Origin of the sequence: Peribacillus sp. FSL H8-0477 (assembly GCF_038002765.1) — a bacterium.
In the GTDB taxonomy this organism is placed as follows: domain Bacteria; phylum Bacillota; class Bacilli; order Bacillales; family DSM-1321; genus Peribacillus.
The window spans coordinates 1,861,619-1,877,783 of the sequence record NZ_JBBODE010000001.1; the positions used below are offsets into that span (position 1 = coordinate 1,861,619).

Below are 16,165 nucleotides of genomic sequence, written 5' to 3' on the forward strand. Positions count from 1 at the left end.
CTTACCATTATTCTTATAGTATCAAATTTCCCCTGCTTATATTTGATCCATTTCCCTAAAATCCAAAATCTGCTAACTTTATTTAATGAAATACCAGTTGTATTTAAACCAACTGCGTTTTTAGAGGGTAATTATTTTTGAATTAGAGCAAAATATAAAAGCAGCTATTACGGAGAGGAAATATACATATGTTTAGAATGAATCTTCTTGATAAGTATGTTAAGAAATATACAAGAATGTCAAACAGAGAATTGTCTCATACGATTCAATCTAACTTGTGGTTTACGCCTGTATTATATGTATTTTTCACTTTTCTTTTTGTGGGTGTTGCATTTACTGCTGACTTCCAATATGAACTGGGGAAAAATATGAGACCTTATTTTTCCGTAGATTATAGTTTAACTCAAGCACTTGTCGGTACACTTACAGCAGCTATTTTGACATTGACTACGTTCACATTCAACTTGATTCTGTTAGTTTTCACGACATTTTCCGGACAATTTTCACCCCGCATGTTGAAAAATTTCATCGCTAGTAAAAGCACCCAACGCGTACTTGGGATATTCACGTCAAGTTTTTTCTATATGTTACTATGTTTTCTATTTTTAAATAAAGAAACAGCACAATACTATTTTGCAGTACCCGTTTTCGCAACATTGATAGCTGCCTTATCGATGGGAACGTTTATCTTTTTTATTAATCACGCGGTCGAATGGCTGCAAGTTAACCAGATGACTTATGACATGAAAAAAGAAGCGTTAAGTATTGTAAAAAGTACATTAGAAGATGAAGTTGATCCGTATAAAGTAAAAGATATAAGCATAGTTAACGACCAATCATACAAGAGTAAGGGATTGACTATTACAGCTAGAAAATCGGGCTACATTCAACTCGTCGATTTTATTACGATGATTGAAGAAGCTCAAAAAGATGACATCGTTATTCGTTTGGAATATACAATAGGAAATTATGTCTTTGCTTCTACGCCTATCATAACGTTTTGGAAAGAAAGCGCGATTGAAATAGACGAGCTAAAGTATCTTTCTCTTATTAGTATTAGAAGAAAGCAAACAGAAGTTCAAGATATTGAATTCAGTATAAACAAACTAGTAGAAGTTGCGATTAGGTCCATCGGACATTATGATCCCAAAACTGCTACGAATGTCATCTATCAAATTGGTGAGATCCTTGCTTCGATTTCACGTGAATCCATATTTTCAAATTATTTAAAGGATGAAAGTAATAAGCTTCGGATTATTTTACAGAAAAGGGAGTTCAACCATTATCTGTATCATGGTTTTGGTTATATTAGACACTATGCTAAAGATAATGTCATTGTATCTACTGAAATTATAAAAGTATTAGATTTAATGGCCCATTCCCTTAATACACGCGACTATAAAGCCGTTTGGGAATTTGGATTATTTACAGCAAGTGGATTTGACGATCAATTTTTATATAAAATTGACCACCAACAATTTTACCAAGCCCTTTCTAACCTTGCTGTTACAACAAAACATGAAAAAGAATATGAGGAGTACTGGGAAAATAGAAAAAAATAAACCCTAAACCATCCATCTGGACAGTTTAGGGTTTATTTTATTAAATATATCTCCGCCTTAAGCGGTTAATGGTAATGGAGACGGCGGGAGTCGAACCCGCGTCCAGACATATCGGCACTTAAGCTTCTACGAGTGTAGTCGACATATTCGCGTTTCGCAAACCCTTTAGCCTATCGACAGGCGGCAGGATAGCTAGTCTGATTGGTCTCTTCCTTCATCCTCAGACGGTGGATTCCGGCGTATCCCACTAGAGTGAGTCCCTTACCCTACCACGTGGGCTATGGAGGGAGGAACAGCTATCGGCTGTTGTTACGCAGCGAAAGCTAGGTTGTTGTTTTGTTTGCCAGTTATAGGCTTTGACGTTTTAACGAGGCCGATCCCCTCGACTCGCAACCTAAGCTCGAACTATCCCTGTCGAATCCGTAGCGTCCCCAGAATATAAATGGAGCGTACGAGAATTGAATAGATCAGCTTTGATGCTGATATTCAGTTGTCATTGGTACATTCTTTATTATACCAGCATTCGCAGGAAAATCAATCATATCGTTCAGCCAATCTATTCCTTTTGACGATCGCGGAAGGCACGCTCGATATCACGTTTTGCTTCTTTCTTTTTGAGATCGTCACGTTTGTCGTATTGTTTCTTCCCTTTACCAAGCCCGATTAACACTTTAGCAAAACCATTTTTCAGATACATTTTCAGCGGTAAAATGGTATAGCCTGGTTCTTTTGTATCACCAATCAGTTTATTAATTTCTTTACGGTGCAGAAGGAGTTTTCTCGTCCGCAATGGATCATGATTAAACTGATTTCCTTGATCGTATGGGCTGATGTGCATATTATGCAGCTGTAGTTCACCATTTTCAATACGAGCAAAAGAGTCTTTAAGATTAACCTTTCCTGCTCGGATGGCTTTAATTTCTGTTCCCACCAATACAATTCCTGCTTCGTAGGTTTCTTCAATCGCAAAGTCATGAAAGGCTTTTTTATTTTGAGCCAATTGCTTTCCGGATCCCTTTGGCATTTTACTCTCCCCTTTTTAACTAATAGGATAGAGCCCTAAACGGACTCTATCACTATTTTATCTCTTTTTAGGTTTTCTTTTCCGCTTCGCTGCGGGTGCATTTTCATAATACTTTTTGTTCTTTCGCGGCTTATCGGAAGACTTAGCACCAGTTTTAGCATTACGTCCGCTGCCTTGGCCGTTTCCGCTTCCTTTTCGCTCACTGCTTCCGCCACTATCCTTGCGGCGTCTATTCGTGCCATCAGGATTAGCCTTGAAAATCTGCTTACTTCCAGAGGTACGCGGTCGACTATTGACCATTCCTAGAATTTCGAAGTCAACTGCACGTTCTTCTTTATTCACATTTGCTACGCGGATTGATATTTCATCACCGATTCTAAACACTTTACCGGTCCGTTCACCTATCATGGCAAGCTGACGTTCATCAAATCTGTAATAGTCATCTGTCATCGCGCTGACATGTACCAAACCTTCAATGGTATTCGGAAGCTCGACAAACATTCCAAAATTGGTAACAGAACCAATAATACCGTCAAACTCTTCACCAATCTTATCAAGCATGTACTCTGCTTTTTTCAGATCATCTGTTTCCCGTTCAGCATCAACAGCACGACGTTCACGTTTAGATGTATGATCAGCTATTTCAGGAAGCATTGCGTCCCATTTTGCTTTAGTCGCTTCATTTTGGTTTCCTTCAATCAAATACGTCCGAATCAAACGATGGACAATTAAATCCGGATACCGGCGAATAGGCGAAGTGAAATGTGTATAAAATTCCGTTGATAAACCAAAGTGTCCTAGGCTTTCCGGATCGTATTTCGCCTGCTGCATGGAGCGAAGCATAACCGTTGAAATAACCATCTCTTCTGGTTTCCCAGCAACCGCTTCAATAATCTGCTGTAAAGCTTTCGGTTGAATGGAGCTGGCTGATCCTCTGATTACATAGCCAAAATTCGTAATAAAATCAAAGAATCGCTGCAGTTTTTCTTCCTTAGGATCTTCATGAATACGGTAAAGGAATGGCACCTTAAGACGGAAGAAATGTTCCGCAATTGTTTCATTGGCAGCCAGCATAAATTCTTCAATCAAGCGTTCAGCAACTGAACGTTCACGAACAACTACTTCTGTTGGGTGACCTTCGTCATCAACCAGAATTTTTGCTTCTTTAAAGTCAAAATCAATTGCACCGCGTTCCATCCGTTTCATACGCAGAATGGCAGCGAGCTCCTCCATTTGTTGGAACATTGGGACAAGCGGTTCGTAGCGTTGCAATAATTCTTCATCTTTGTCGACAAGAATTTTTTTCACATCATTATATGTCATTCTCTCAGTTGTTCGAATCACACTTTCAAAGATATCATGATTAACCACTTTCCCTTTTGCATCAAACTCCATCTCACATGAAAGGGTAAACCGGTCAACCTGTGGATTTAACGAACAAATACCATTGGATAAGCGATGAGGAATCATCGGAATCACTCGGTCAACTAAATACACACTCGTTGCCCGTTCGAATGCTTCACGGTCAAGTGGTGAGTTTTCTGTTACATAATGGCTGACGTCCGCAATATGAACGCCGAGCTTATAATTGCCATTTTCAAGTTTAGTAACAGTAACTGCATCATCTAGATCTTTCGCATCGGCACCATCAATAGTGACGAGTGTTTCTCCGCGAAGATCACGTCGATTACCGATATCACTTTCCTCAATCGTATCAGGCACTTCATTTGCCTGGTTAAGTACGTCGTCAGGAAATTCCATTGGAAGACCATGCTTATGAATAACAGACAGGATATCAACACCTGGATCATTTTTATGTCCAAGAATTTGCAAAACTTCTCCTTCAGCGCTTGTCCGTCCTTCTGGATAGGAAGTCAATCTTACTACGACTTTATGTCCCTCTACAGCACCACGAGACACATTCTTCGGAATGAAAATATCGTTAGCTATCTTCTTATCATCTGGGATTACAAATCCGAAATTTTTGCTTTCAGAGTACGTACCCACAACTTCTTTAATTCCGCGGTCAATAATCTTTTCAACAGAACCTTCTCTGCGTGAGCCCGAACTTTCTGAAGAGACTCTCACAAGAACGATATCTCCATGCATAGCATTTTTCGTTTCATTAGGCGGAATGAAAATATCATCCACACCAGCTGGCTCATCAGGCGTTACAAATGCAAAGCCCTTAGGGTGACCTGAAAGTTTGCCTCGAATGAGATTCATTTTTTGCGGAAGTCCATAACGGTTATTACGCGTTCGAATCACGCTTCCCTTTTCTTCCATTTTCACAAGTGCTTTAACAAAGTCCTTGAAATCTAATGAGTCTTCAATCCCAAGTGCTTCCTCAAGTTCTTGAACAGTTAACGGTTTATAAGCTTCATCTTTCATATAAGAAAGAAGCTTATCGTTAAAATAGCGTATCTTATCTTCCATCTAAAAAAACCCTCCTTTATGGGTGTATTACTTTTTTTATAAATTAACGAAGGGTTAATCAGACCATTCCAAGCTTTCTAAAAACTGATAAACGTCTTCATGAAGCTGTTCCTTCTCATGATCGAGAGTGATAACATGACCTGATTCTTCGTACCATTTCAAATGCTTATCTTCTGATTCTACTTCATTAAAAATGATGTTGGCGCTGTCCGTATTAATCATTTGATCATGCCGCCCCTGCACAACAAACACTGGTGCGTAAATATGGTCAACATGTTCACGAACATCGGCGATCATCTTTTGAAGCTCTTTTAATGTATTCATTGGAGTTTTCGCAAAGCTTGTCATTTCATGTTCTATTTCTTCTGCTGTTTTACCTTCGCGTCTTTTATACTCCTTAGCATATGTAAGAACTCCTTGATACATCGTTTCTTCACTTTTAATATACATAGGCGCACACATTGGTACAATACCCTTTACAGGTACAGTGTAACCTAATTTAAGTGAAAATACCCCACCTAATGAAAGGCCTACGACAGCTATTTCATTATGACCCTTTGAACGTAAATAATCATAGGCAGTCATGACGTCCTTCCACCAGTCTATAGGACCTGTTTTTACCAACTCTTCCGGAGGAACTCCATGACCTGAATAGTGGGGTGCATGACAAGTATACCCTTTTCCTTCGAGAAATCTACCCAGCATCCTGACATCGCTTGAATTTCCCGTAAACCCGTGCAGCATTAAGACTGCTCGATTCCCGCCTTCAAAAGTAAAAGGCTTTGGAAGCTTAATTTTCATTTAAAGACTCTCCTTTATTCACATCACAATAATAACCGTCCTCCATTAAAATTAATCAAACGTTTGATTAAGAAGAAACTAGGCTATAGCTAAGTATATACATAACTAACACTTATTCTTATTAGTATCCTCTTCTATTAAATCAGATAAACAGTCACCTTGCTATTTTTTTGACATAAAAGAAGGATCTGGTACCAAAAACAACTAAAAAAAAGCCCAGCAGCTAAGCTAGACTTTTGAATCTTTACAATTATAAGCCGAAATAAGTAACGGATAATGTTAAAATAAAGAACAATACAGATAATACAATCGTCATGCGATGAAGAACTAAGTCAAGACCGCGAGCCTTTTGTTTTCCAAATAATTGTTCAGCACCACCAGCAATAGCTCCTGATAAACCTGCACTTTTTCCGGATTGTAAAAGAACGCAGAGAATAAGCCCAATTGAAACAATAACTAAAAGAGTTACTAATAAAGTATGCATATACATCCACCTCCTAAAACCCGATAAACATTACTTTTACTGTACCACATTCTTGCTTCTGGAACAATCTTAGATTTGTTAGAAATTGCAAAATATGACCTTGTTATGTCGATAAACTATTATAAAGAAAGAAGTGATATCAAAATGTTTCAGAATATTCTTCGTTCTATAGATATCCTAACCATCATCTTATCAGTGACAGCCATCTATTCGATGGTTTTCATGGAAACAGACCTTATCAATAGTCTATTAATTATTCTTTCTCCCCTTTTATTGTTGATCGCCAAGTATAAGGGCAGCCGAACATTATTGTTTCTCGCCTATTTATGCACCACGATTTTCTTCACTTCCATTATATACAATGCATTATCATCAGGCAGTACAGACTATTTCCATTCAGGTGCCTCATCCTTTTTTATCGCTTTGATAGCGCTAACAGTGAGTCTAAGTGCAGCTATTATTGGCTTTGGAACGAATACACTAACGATATTGTGGATTTCCCTGCATATCCTCGTCCTGAGACAAACCTTAATTCTATATTCGGCCTCTGCATTTTTTGAACATTTTTGGTCGGAAAAAGCACTCAATACCGTTATCCGCCACGATTATCCATTTATTTTAATGATCGTCTGGCTTGGGCTGTTTTTAGATAAATATCAACGTGAACTTAGCCGAGAGTATATCTCGAGATAATGGTATTTATTTACGGTTTACGATGTTAGTAATATGGAAAGGCTTGTTATATAATTCATACGGCTTGTTTATTATTGCAATATAAAGTTGCAGGGAATAAATATGGTTATTGGAGGAAATAACAATGTCTTCTGCTCGACTTAGCATCGTGCTCCTATCTTCTATCTTTTTAGCCTCTGGCTGTTCGATAAATGACAGTGAAGAAGGAAAAGTGAAAGTAAATGAACATAAAGAATCTGTAAAAGTAGAGAAAAACACGGAAGAAAGTGCAGTACTCGTGAATAAAGAAAATAAGCTGCCGCAAGATTACCAAACGGATGATTTAGTTTATCCATCTATCCCATTTACATTTGAAGAGAAAATTGAAAAAAGAATGCTTAAAACCGTTGCAGCATCCGCTATTGAGCGTTTATTCACCGCTGCAAGCAACGAAGGGTTAGGCTTAGCAGGTGTCTCTGCTTACCGCTCGCACGCTACCCAAGAATCGCTTTTTAACTATTATGTAGATAGGGACGGTCTCGAGGCAGCTCTGAGCTATTGTGCTGTTCCCGGTACAAGTGAACACGAAACAGGCTTGGCTATCGATGTGACCGCTAGTGATGGCTCCTGCGCGGCAGAGGATTGCTTTGGTGATACAAAAGAAGCTGCTTGGCTTGCGCAACATGCAGCTGAGTATGGTTTCATCATTCGTTATCCAGAAGGCAAAGAAGATATCACTGGTTATAAATACGAACCATGGCATCTTCGCTATGTAGGTACCGCCATTGCACATGAAATCACTGAACAAGATCTTACATTAGAAGAATACAGTCAGACCCTTGTAGTTAAACAATAGTCCGTAAATGGGCTGTCCCATAAGGGGTAATTAAGCCGAAATTGAATAAAAAGAGAGAGGCAGAAATGTTGTTTTAACAACATTTCTGCCTCTTCAATTTGCGTTACTTTACTTGAAAAAGGACATATGAGACAGCCCCCTTAGCAGTTATTAAGCTGTCCCGCAGCACTTCTTATATTTCTTGCCGGAACCGCATGTACACGGATCATTTCTTCCAATTAATTCTTTGCTTTGTACTGGCTTCTGTTTCTTTTCAGCTTTCACAAGAATTGCGGAGCCTTCTTGCTTCATTTGCTGATAGCGTCGTTTAAACAAATCGATTGCTTGGCTGCTATTGTTCAACGTATCCTCTGCAATGTCTCTTGCTTCTTTTTTCGAAAAAGTACTATCTTCTACGATGAATTGATTCGTGTTAAACGTATATCTAACACCAAATTCATCCTTATCATCTTTGTTGATAAATTTCAGGTACACATTATTACAATTACAAGTTGGATGCATACAATAGAAATCGTAAATCCAAAATGTCTTTCCTTCGAACTCACTCTTTAATGAAATGTTATCTTGCAGACCAAATACATCTATGTATTTAACTGCCTTGCCCCCTGCAACTTCCTCAGCGGTTATGGTTCTCATCTATATGCACATCCTAATTAATATAATTTATTACCTGTAGATATTGTATATCGTAATCTGTCTCTCGTCACCTATAACGAAAAACCTCTAGCTTTTCATTACTAAAAGCTAGAGGTCTATCTAATTTAGTCGATTATCAAACATTGTATACTTGAAAACTTGACCAAGAAGCAGCTACCTCTGCACATGTAAGAGTGACAATGGCTGGCGGTAACGCGATTGTCCTTACTGTAACTTGACATGTTGCTAGATTCACAGCTAATAACTCATAATTGGTTGTCCCAAAAAGTGCGAAAGGAGACGTTATCCAACCATTAGCTCGCTGTTGGCGAAGGTTATTGGCTAATAAGCCACATACAACATTACACGATAAAGGAGGAATATTACTAGTACCTGCACCCGTACCAACAATTGCATAAGACTCCCAAATACCACTTAACTCATTACAAGTAAATGTTCGTGTAACCCCTGCATTATCGACTAATACTGTCCGACCTACTAAATCCACGTTTACTACATCAGAGGATATCGGGACACCTGTTAAAGGATCATTATAACTTAGTACTAATCTCCAACCAGTATTTTCTCTAACTGCAGCTAAATTACTTTCTAACACCTCGCAGATTGTAGAAAGCCCAGGAATAGGATTTGGATTTGGAGATGGACATGGACCTGAATTAGGAGATTTCTTTCCTTTTTTAGGCATAGCTTTCACCACTTTCAGATTATTTCATTACTATACTAACATATGAATGGCTTGTCCTTACTGACACGGCAATAGGCCTATTTTTCAATCTATTGTTTCAAACCATACGGGGGTTTGATCATCTGGCTCCCCGTTATAATTAATCGTTATCTCCTCACCAGTCAAAATGTCCGCAATGGCATAAAAATCCAAGGTCAAATGACGATCATTATTATAATAAGTCGCATTCGGAGTAAATGAATGATTAAACAACGATCCATATCCCAAAGCAATGGCTGCATCCTCTGAATTTTCTCCCCAATGAAAACAATAATTTGAAAGCACCGTTTTCTCTAAAAACTCCCATTCACTACTCGGTGAAAGGATAATTGGAGAGACTTCTATAAGCTCGTCCACTTTAATATCACGAGCCGCATAGATGCCTCTCCCATACTTGTGAGTATCCTTAACAAAGATCGTTTTCAGTTGATAACACCCTCTCCCTTATCTTCATTTTCACGCTCAAACTATCCTATGCAACGTTTCTAAAGATGAAACGATGTTTGTCCACATCTCTGAAATTGTTTTTTGAGAGACTCTTACTGAGGTTGGATTCTGCCACATACATTGTAAGTTCATGGTTGGGCTCTTGTGAAAATAGTGTATCTTTTGCTTTTGTTTAACCGGATTCGATTTTTTTCCCTTTTAGCGACTCTGTTTGGATAAAACCTAATCCTTTTTGATCTGATTTCTTCATGAGTTGCCCTTCATACAGTCAATTTCAGCTCTATCCGGCTTTCATTCGGCCCTTTCTGAACTTGATTCGGCCCAAACGGAAGTTGAATCAGCCCAAACTCGACATTATTCGGCCCAAATCCGATTTCATTCTCCCCTAACGACAAAAAAACCTCAATCAATTAGTGACAGGGTCACTAATCGATCGAGGTTTTGGTTTACACATTTAGCTGTCGAAACAGGTGTGTAGTATTATTTTTTAAGGTTATAGAAAGATTTGATTCCTTCGTATTTTGCTAATTCGCCAAGCTCGTCTTCGATGCGAAGAAGTTGGTTGTATTTAGCAATACGGTCAGTACGTGAAAGGGAACCAGTTTTGATTTGGCCAGCGTTTGTAGCAACTGCGATATCCGCAATTGTTGCATCTTCTGTTTCACCAGAACGGTGAGAGATAACAGCTGTGTATCCAGCGCGTTTAGCCATTTCAATTGCATCAAGAGTTTCAGTAAGTGTACCGATTTGGTTAACTTTGATTAGGATTGAGTTAGCGATTCCTTTTTCGATACCTTCAGCTAATTTCTTAGTGTTAGTTACGAATAAATCATCACCGACTAATTGTACTTTATTACCGATACGGTCAGTCAATAATTTATGACCTTCCCAATCGTTTTCGTCTAATCCATCTTCAATAGAGATGATTGGGAATTCGTTAACAAGCTCTTCATAGAAAGTTACTAATTCTTCTGAAGTTACGCCCATTTTTCCTTCGCCTGCAAGGTCATACTTGCCTGTTTCTTTGTTATAGAATTCAGAAGAAGCAACGTCCATTCCAAGAAGAACGTCTTCACCAGGCTTGTATCCAGCTTTTTTAATTGCTTCGATAATAACTTCTAATGCTTCACGGTTAGATCCAAGGTTTGGAGCGAATCCACCTTCATCACCTACAGCAGTGTTTAAGCCTTTACCTGAAAGTACTGATTTAAGAGCATGGAATACTTCTGCACCCATACGAAGTGCTTCTTTAAACGATGGAGCTCCAACAGGAAGAATCATGAATTCTTGGAAGTCTACGTTGTTATCAGCATGTGATCCACCATTAATGATGTTCATCATTGGTGTTGGAAGTGTTTTTGCATTTACTCCACCAATGTAACGGTATAATGGAAGGCCGACTGCTTCAGCACCAGCATGCGCACAAGCCATAGATACGCCTAGAATAGCGTTAGCTCCTAATTTACCTTTGTTTTCTGTACCATCTAATTCGATCAACGTACGGTCAATACCCACTTGATCTGTAACATCGATACCAAGCATAGCTTTAGCAATGATTTCATTTACGTTATCAACTGCTTTTTGAACGCCTTTACCTAGGTAACGTGATTTGTCGCCATCACGTAATTCAACTGCTTCGTGTTCACCTGTAGATGCGCCAGATGGAACGATTGAGCGGCCAAAATAGCCTGATTCTGTCATTACTTCTACTTCTACTGTTGGATTTCCGCGTGAATCAAGTACTTCACGTGCATAAACATGTTGAATATAAGGCATTTAAAACTCTCCTTTTTCCTGTAGCTTTTATTTTTTAATTAAAGATGTTCCTGTCATTTCAATCGGTTTATTAACGTTTAATAAATCAAGCATGGTTGGAGCTAAATCTCCAAGAATACCATCTTCTCTTAATGTTACACCATTCTTGGTCACAATGACAGGAACAGGGTTCGTTGTATGAGCCGTCATCGGGGTTCCTCCAAGTGTAACCACTTCATCAGCATTCCCATGATCAGCAGTAATTATAGCCGTGCCGCCTTTAGCCACAATTGCATCCACAATTCTGCCTAAGCATTCATCAACGGTTTCAATTGCTTTAATAGTCGGCTCAAGCATGCCTGAGTGACCAACCATATCTGGGTTAGCAAAATTCAGCAGAATCGCATCAAAACGATCATTTTCGATTTGATCTAACAGTGCATCTGTAAGTTCGTATGCACTCATTTCAGGCTGAAGATCGTACGTTGCTACTTTAGGTGAATTGATTAAAATACGCTCTTCACCAGGGAATTTATCTTCACGTCCACCACTCATAAAGAAGGTTACATGAGGATACTTTTCCGTCTCAGCAATACGTAATTGTGTTAAATTGTTCTGCGAAAGTACCTCGCCAATAGTGTTATCCAAGTTAGCCGGTTCAAATGCCACATAACCATCTACTGTTTCCGAGAAGTGAGTCAGGCAGACAAAGTGAAGTTGTTCTGGGTGTCCTGGTCCACGATCGAATGAACGGAAGTCTTTATTGGTAAATGTGTTAGAGATTTGAATAGCCCGGTCCGGTCTGAAGTTATAAAAAATAACAGAATCGTTGTCAGTAATCGTCGCAACAGGTTTTTCGTCTTTTCCTGTAATAACGGAAGGAATAACGAATTCGTCAAAAATCCCGTGATTGTAAGAATCGGCTACACATTCTGCTGCGCTTGTATATCCAGGCCCGTCACCATAAACCATTGCACGGTAAGATTTCTCTACCCGTTCCCAGCGTTTATCGCGATCCATTGAATAATACCGGCCTGAAATCGTTGCAAACTGTCCAACGCCGATTTCTTTCATTTTTGCTTCGGCCGCTTCAATATAACCCTTAGCTGACTGAGGACTCACATCGCGTCCATCTAAGAATCCGTGAACGAAAACATTCTTTAAACCTTCTTTTGCTGCCAGCTTCAATAAAGCATATAAATGTTCAATATGACTATGAACGCCGCCATCAGATAGAAGACCGAATAAATGAAGGTTTGTTCCGTTTTTCTTAGCATGATTTATTGCATCAAGGAATGTTTGATTTTCTGCAAATTCACCTGTTCGAATAGCTAAGTTAACGCGTGTTAGGCTTTGATAAACAATTCGGCCGGCACCAATATTTAAATGACCAACCTCAGAATTACCCATTTGTCCTTCAGGTAACCCAACTGATTCCCCGCTTGCGATTAACTTCGAATGAGGATACTGTTCCCAGTACCGATCAAGATTCGGTTTTTTAGCATGAAATACTGCATTACCTTCACGTTCTTCGCGACACCCAAGACCATCTAAGATGATTATAGCAACAGGTGCTTTAGTCATTTTTTCCAGCCTCCAGTAATTGCAAGAAGGATTGTCCTTCCAGGCTTGCTCCGCCCACTAGTGCTCCATCAATATCTGATTGAGCCATATATTCTTTAATATTTTCTGGTTTTACACTGCCGCCATATTGAATGCGTACAGCATCTGCAGTTTCCTGAGAGAATTTCTCAGCAACGATTGTACGGATATGAGCACATACTTCATTAGCATCTGCTGATGATGATGATTTACCAGTACCGATTGCCCAGATTGGCTCGTAAGCAATAACAGTTTGGGAAACTTGCTCTTCTGTTAATCCTTCAAGTGCCTTTTTAATTTGGTTGCCGACTAATACATTTGTTTGGCCGCTTTCGCGTTGTTCTAATGTTTCACCACAACAAACGATTGGAGTTAAACCATGTTTGAAAGCAGCAATCGCTTTTTTATTAACTGACTCATCTGTTTCATTAAACATTTCACGACGTTCAGAGTGACCAATAATCACATATTCAACACCGATATCTTTTAATGCAACTGGACTAATTTCACCTGTAAATGCTCCATTTTCAGCAAAGTGCATGTTCTGAGCACCAATTTTTACGTTAGTTCCTTCAGATGCTTGTACAAGTTGTTGAAGATATAAAGCTGGTGCACAAACAACAGAATCAATTTGGTCCGTTGATGGGACTAGGCTTTTAATTTCCTCTAAGAAGCTTGACGCTTCAGAAAGTGTTTTATTCATCTTCCAGTTTCCTGCAATAATTGGTTTACGCAATAGATCTGCACCCTTTCTTAATCTAATCCAAACTTCATTAGCTTGATTAGTTTTATTTATCGTTTAATGCGACAACGCCTGGAAGCTCTTTGCCTTCCATAAATTCAAGAGAAGCTCCGCCGCCAGTAGAAATATGCGACATTTTATCAGCTAATTCGAATTTTTCAACTGCTGCAGCTGAATCGCCGCCGCCAATAACGCTATAAGTATCAGTAGATTCTGCCAGAGCCATAGCTACCGTCTTTGTTCCATTTGCAAATAAGTCAAATTCGAAAACGCCCATAGGTCCATTCCAAATGACAAGTTTTGAGTTTTTGATTACATCTGCATATAGTTCACTTGTTTTTGGTCCAATATCAAGTGCTTCCCAATCTGAAGGAATAGAATCAATCGCAACTTCCTTAGTATTAGCAGTTGGAGAGAAATCATCAGCTACCACTACATCGATTGGCATATAAAGCTTAACGCCTTTTTCTTCTGCCTTTTTAATGAATGATTTAGCTAAATCAATTTTGTCTTCTTCTAAAAGTGACTTACCAACTTCATGGCCAGTAGCTTTAACAAATGTATACGCAAGACCGCCGCCGATGATTAGGTTATCCACTTTTTCTAAAAGATTATCAATTACGCCAATTTTATCTTTTACCTTTGCTCCGCCAATAATAGCTGTAAACGGACGTTCAGGATTAGATAATGCTTTGCCTAATACTTCTAGTTCTTTTTCCATTAATAAGCCTGCAACAGCTGGCAAGTACTGTGCGATTCCTTCTGTAGAAGCGTGGGCACGGTGTGCTGCACCAAATGCATCGTTTACATAAACATCCGCAAGCTCTGCGAAAGACTTAGCAAGTTCTGCATCATTTTTTTCTTCTCCAGCGTAAAAACGTACATTTTCTAAAAGAAGGACATCACCATCAGTCAGGCTGTCAATTTGGGATTTTACTTGGTCACCGAATGCTTCGTCTGCCTTTTCTACCTTTTTACCCAATAGTTCACTCAAGCGTTCAGCAACTGGTGTTAAACGAAGTTCTTCAACAACTTTACCTTTTGGACGTCCTAGGTGACTGGCAAGGATAACCTTTGCTCCTTGTTCAACCAAGTACTGAATAGTTGGCAGTGCAGCTCTAATTCTTGTATCATCAGATACCTTTCCATCCTGCATGGGTACATTGAAATCTACCCGACAAAACACACGTTTACCAGCTACGTTTAAATCCTTAATTGATTTCTTATTCATCAATGTGACCTCCTCTAAACAAATGTGTTTTTCACTGTATTTATCAGACAAAAGGAGAGAGGGTAATTATCCCAACTCCCCTTTTTCTTTTTTTATTTATAAACTGTCTTCATCTTTTCAGATGAAAACGAGCTGATTACAATCCTTTTTTAGCGATATAATCGATAAGGTCAACAACACGGCTAGAGTAGCCAGTTTCGTTATCGTACCAAGAAAGAACTTTAACCATATTTCCATCAAGAACCATTGTTGATAAAGCATCAATAGTTGAAGAAGCAGGAGCTCCATTATAATCACGAGAAACTAATGGAAGTTCGCTGTAAGCAAGAATTCCTTTAAGATCTCCTTCAGAAGCTTCTTTGAATGCTGCATTGATTTCTTCAGCTGTAGCATTTTTTTCTAATTCAACTACAAGGTCAACAACAGATACGTTTGGTGTTGGAACACGCATAGCCATACCATTCAATTTACCTTTAAGTTCAGGTAATACTAGTGCTACTGCTTTAGCTGCACCAGTAGTTGTAGGAATGATATTTTCTGCTGCTGCACGAGCACGACGGTAATCTTTGTGTGGAAGATCAAGGATTTGTTGATCATTTGTGTATGAGTGAACAGTTGTCATCATACCACGAACGATTCCAAATTGATCATTAAGTACTTTAGCAAACGGTGCTAGACAGTTTGTTGTACATGAAGCATTAGAGATAACATGGTGGTTAGCTGCTTCATATTTCTCTTCGTTAACACCCATAACGATTGTGATATCTTCATCAGAACCTGGAGCAGAAATGATAACTTTCTTAGCGCCAGCTTCAAGATGTTTAGCAGCATCATTGCGTTTTGTGAAGCGTCCAGTTGATTCAACAACTACTTCTACGCCAAGCTCGCCCCAACCTAATTGTGCTGGATCACGTTCTGCTAATACTTTGATTTTGTGTCCGTCTACTACTAGGTATTCACCATCAACTGAAACCGTTTCAGGTAGTGTACCGTGAATTGTGTCATATTGTAAAAGATGAGCAAGCATATTAGCATCAGTTAAGTCGTTGATTGCAATAACTTCTACACCAGGGTTTTTTAATGCTGCACGAAGTACGTTACGTCCGATACGTCCAAATCCATTAATACCAACTTTAATTGCCATGTGAAAAATTCCTCCTTTAAATTAAGAG

At 39.0% G+C, this 16,165-nt stretch carries 14 protein-coding genes, 1 other RNA gene and 1 pseudogene; 3 read left to right on the forward strand and 13 right to left on the reverse strand.

From position 1 onward, the window contains the following. Positions 1-188 precede the first annotated feature (188 nt). Complete coding sequence (locus MHI18_RS09495) at positions 189-1,562, forward strand: DUF2254 domain-containing protein (protein WP_340847118.1); 1,374 nt, start codon at positions 189-191, stop codon at positions 1,560-1,562. Between the two features lie 72 nt (positions 1,563-1,634). On the opposite strand, the gene ssrA is transcribed toward MHI18_RS09495, so the two are convergent. The 5 genes from ssrA to secG form a co-directional block, all read right to left on the reverse strand. Continuing rightward, positions 1,635-1,995: a transfer-messenger RNA gene (gene ssrA, locus MHI18_RS09500) on the reverse strand. A gap of 123 nt (positions 1,996-2,118) precedes the next feature. Then, positions 2,119-2,586: an SsrA-binding protein SmpB gene (smpB, locus tag MHI18_RS09505; RefSeq protein WP_340847119.1), complete on the reverse strand. Its 468-nt coding sequence runs from the start codon at positions 2,584-2,586 to the stop codon at positions 2,119-2,121. A 57-nt stretch (positions 2,587-2,643) separates the two neighbouring features. Further along, positions 2,644-5,022, reverse strand: coding sequence for a ribonuclease R (gene rnr / locus MHI18_RS09510; RefSeq protein ID WP_340847120.1), 2,379 nt, complete (start codon positions 5,020-5,022; stop codon positions 2,644-2,646). A gap of 54 nt (positions 5,023-5,076) precedes the next feature. Continuing rightward, positions 5,077-5,823, reverse strand: a complete 747-nt coding sequence (locus tag MHI18_RS09515) for an alpha/beta hydrolase (protein WP_340847121.1) — start codon at positions 5,821-5,823, stop codon at positions 5,077-5,079. A 250-nt stretch (positions 5,824-6,073) separates the two neighbouring features. Beyond that, on the reverse strand, positions 6,074-6,307 hold the full coding sequence (gene secG / locus MHI18_RS09520; RefSeq protein WP_040375834.1) for a preprotein translocase subunit SecG: 234 nt from the start codon (positions 6,305-6,307) through the stop codon (positions 6,074-6,076). A 144-nt stretch (positions 6,308-6,451) separates the two neighbouring features. Here secG and MHI18_RS09525 point away from each other — a divergent pair, with 144 nt between their 5' ends. Together MHI18_RS09525 and MHI18_RS09530 are read left to right on the forward strand one after the other, a co-directional pair. Next, a complete protein-coding gene (locus MHI18_RS09525) occupies positions 6,452-7,000 on the forward strand; it encodes a hypothetical protein (RefSeq protein WP_340847122.1) in 549 nt (182 codons plus the stop codon). A 124-nt stretch (positions 7,001-7,124) separates the two neighbouring features. Beyond that, entirely contained in the window at positions 7,125-7,835 is a 711-nt protein-coding gene (locus tag MHI18_RS09530) for a M15 family metallopeptidase (protein ID WP_340847123.1), read from the forward strand. 150 nt (positions 7,836-7,985) lie between these two features. Here MHI18_RS09530 and MHI18_RS22155 read toward each other — a convergent pair. The 8 genes and pseudogenes from MHI18_RS22155 to gap all read right to left on the reverse strand — a co-directional run. After that, positions 7,986-8,090 (reverse strand): annotated as a pseudogene (locus MHI18_RS22155) (SEC-C metal-binding domain-containing protein); the annotation flags it as partial. Positions 8,091-8,607: 517 nt separating this feature from the next. After that, positions 8,608-9,177 (reverse strand): hypothetical protein, encoded by a 570-nt coding sequence (locus tag MHI18_RS09540; protein ID WP_340847125.1) that lies wholly within the window; start codon positions 9,175-9,177, stop codon positions 8,608-8,610. Between the two features lie 84 nt (positions 9,178-9,261). After that, positions 9,262-9,642, reverse strand: a complete 381-nt coding sequence (locus MHI18_RS09545; protein WP_340847631.1) for an SET domain-containing protein — start codon at positions 9,640-9,642, stop codon at positions 9,262-9,264. Positions 9,643-10,143: 501 nt separating this feature from the next. Then, a complete protein-coding gene (gene eno / locus MHI18_RS09550; RefSeq protein WP_340847126.1) occupies positions 10,144-11,439 on the reverse strand; it encodes a phosphopyruvate hydratase in 1,296 nt (431 codons plus the stop codon). Positions 11,440-11,466: 27 nt separating this feature from the next. Beyond that, a complete protein-coding gene (gene gpmI / locus MHI18_RS09555; protein ID WP_340847127.1) occupies positions 11,467-13,002 on the reverse strand; it encodes a 2,3-bisphosphoglycerate-independent phosphoglycerate mutase in 1,536 nt (511 codons plus the stop codon). Next, positions 12,995-13,756: a triose-phosphate isomerase gene (tpiA, locus tag MHI18_RS09560; RefSeq protein ID WP_340847128.1), complete on the reverse strand. Its 762-nt coding sequence runs from the start codon at positions 13,754-13,756 to the stop codon at positions 12,995-12,997. The genes gpmI and tpiA overlap by 8 nt, the downstream gene beginning before the upstream one ends. Before the next feature lie 52 nt (positions 13,757-13,808). Beyond that, complete coding sequence (locus MHI18_RS09565) at positions 13,809-14,993, reverse strand: phosphoglycerate kinase (RefSeq protein ID WP_340847129.1); 1,185 nt, start codon at positions 14,991-14,993, stop codon at positions 13,809-13,811. A gap of 136 nt (positions 14,994-15,129) precedes the next feature. Next, the gene (gene gap / locus MHI18_RS09570) at positions 15,130-16,137 is read right to left on the reverse strand and encodes a type I glyceraldehyde-3-phosphate dehydrogenase (protein WP_340847130.1); all 1,008 of its coding nucleotides are present in this window, start codon (positions 16,135-16,137) and stop codon (positions 15,130-15,132) included. Between the last annotated feature and the right edge of the window lie 28 nt (positions 16,138-16,165).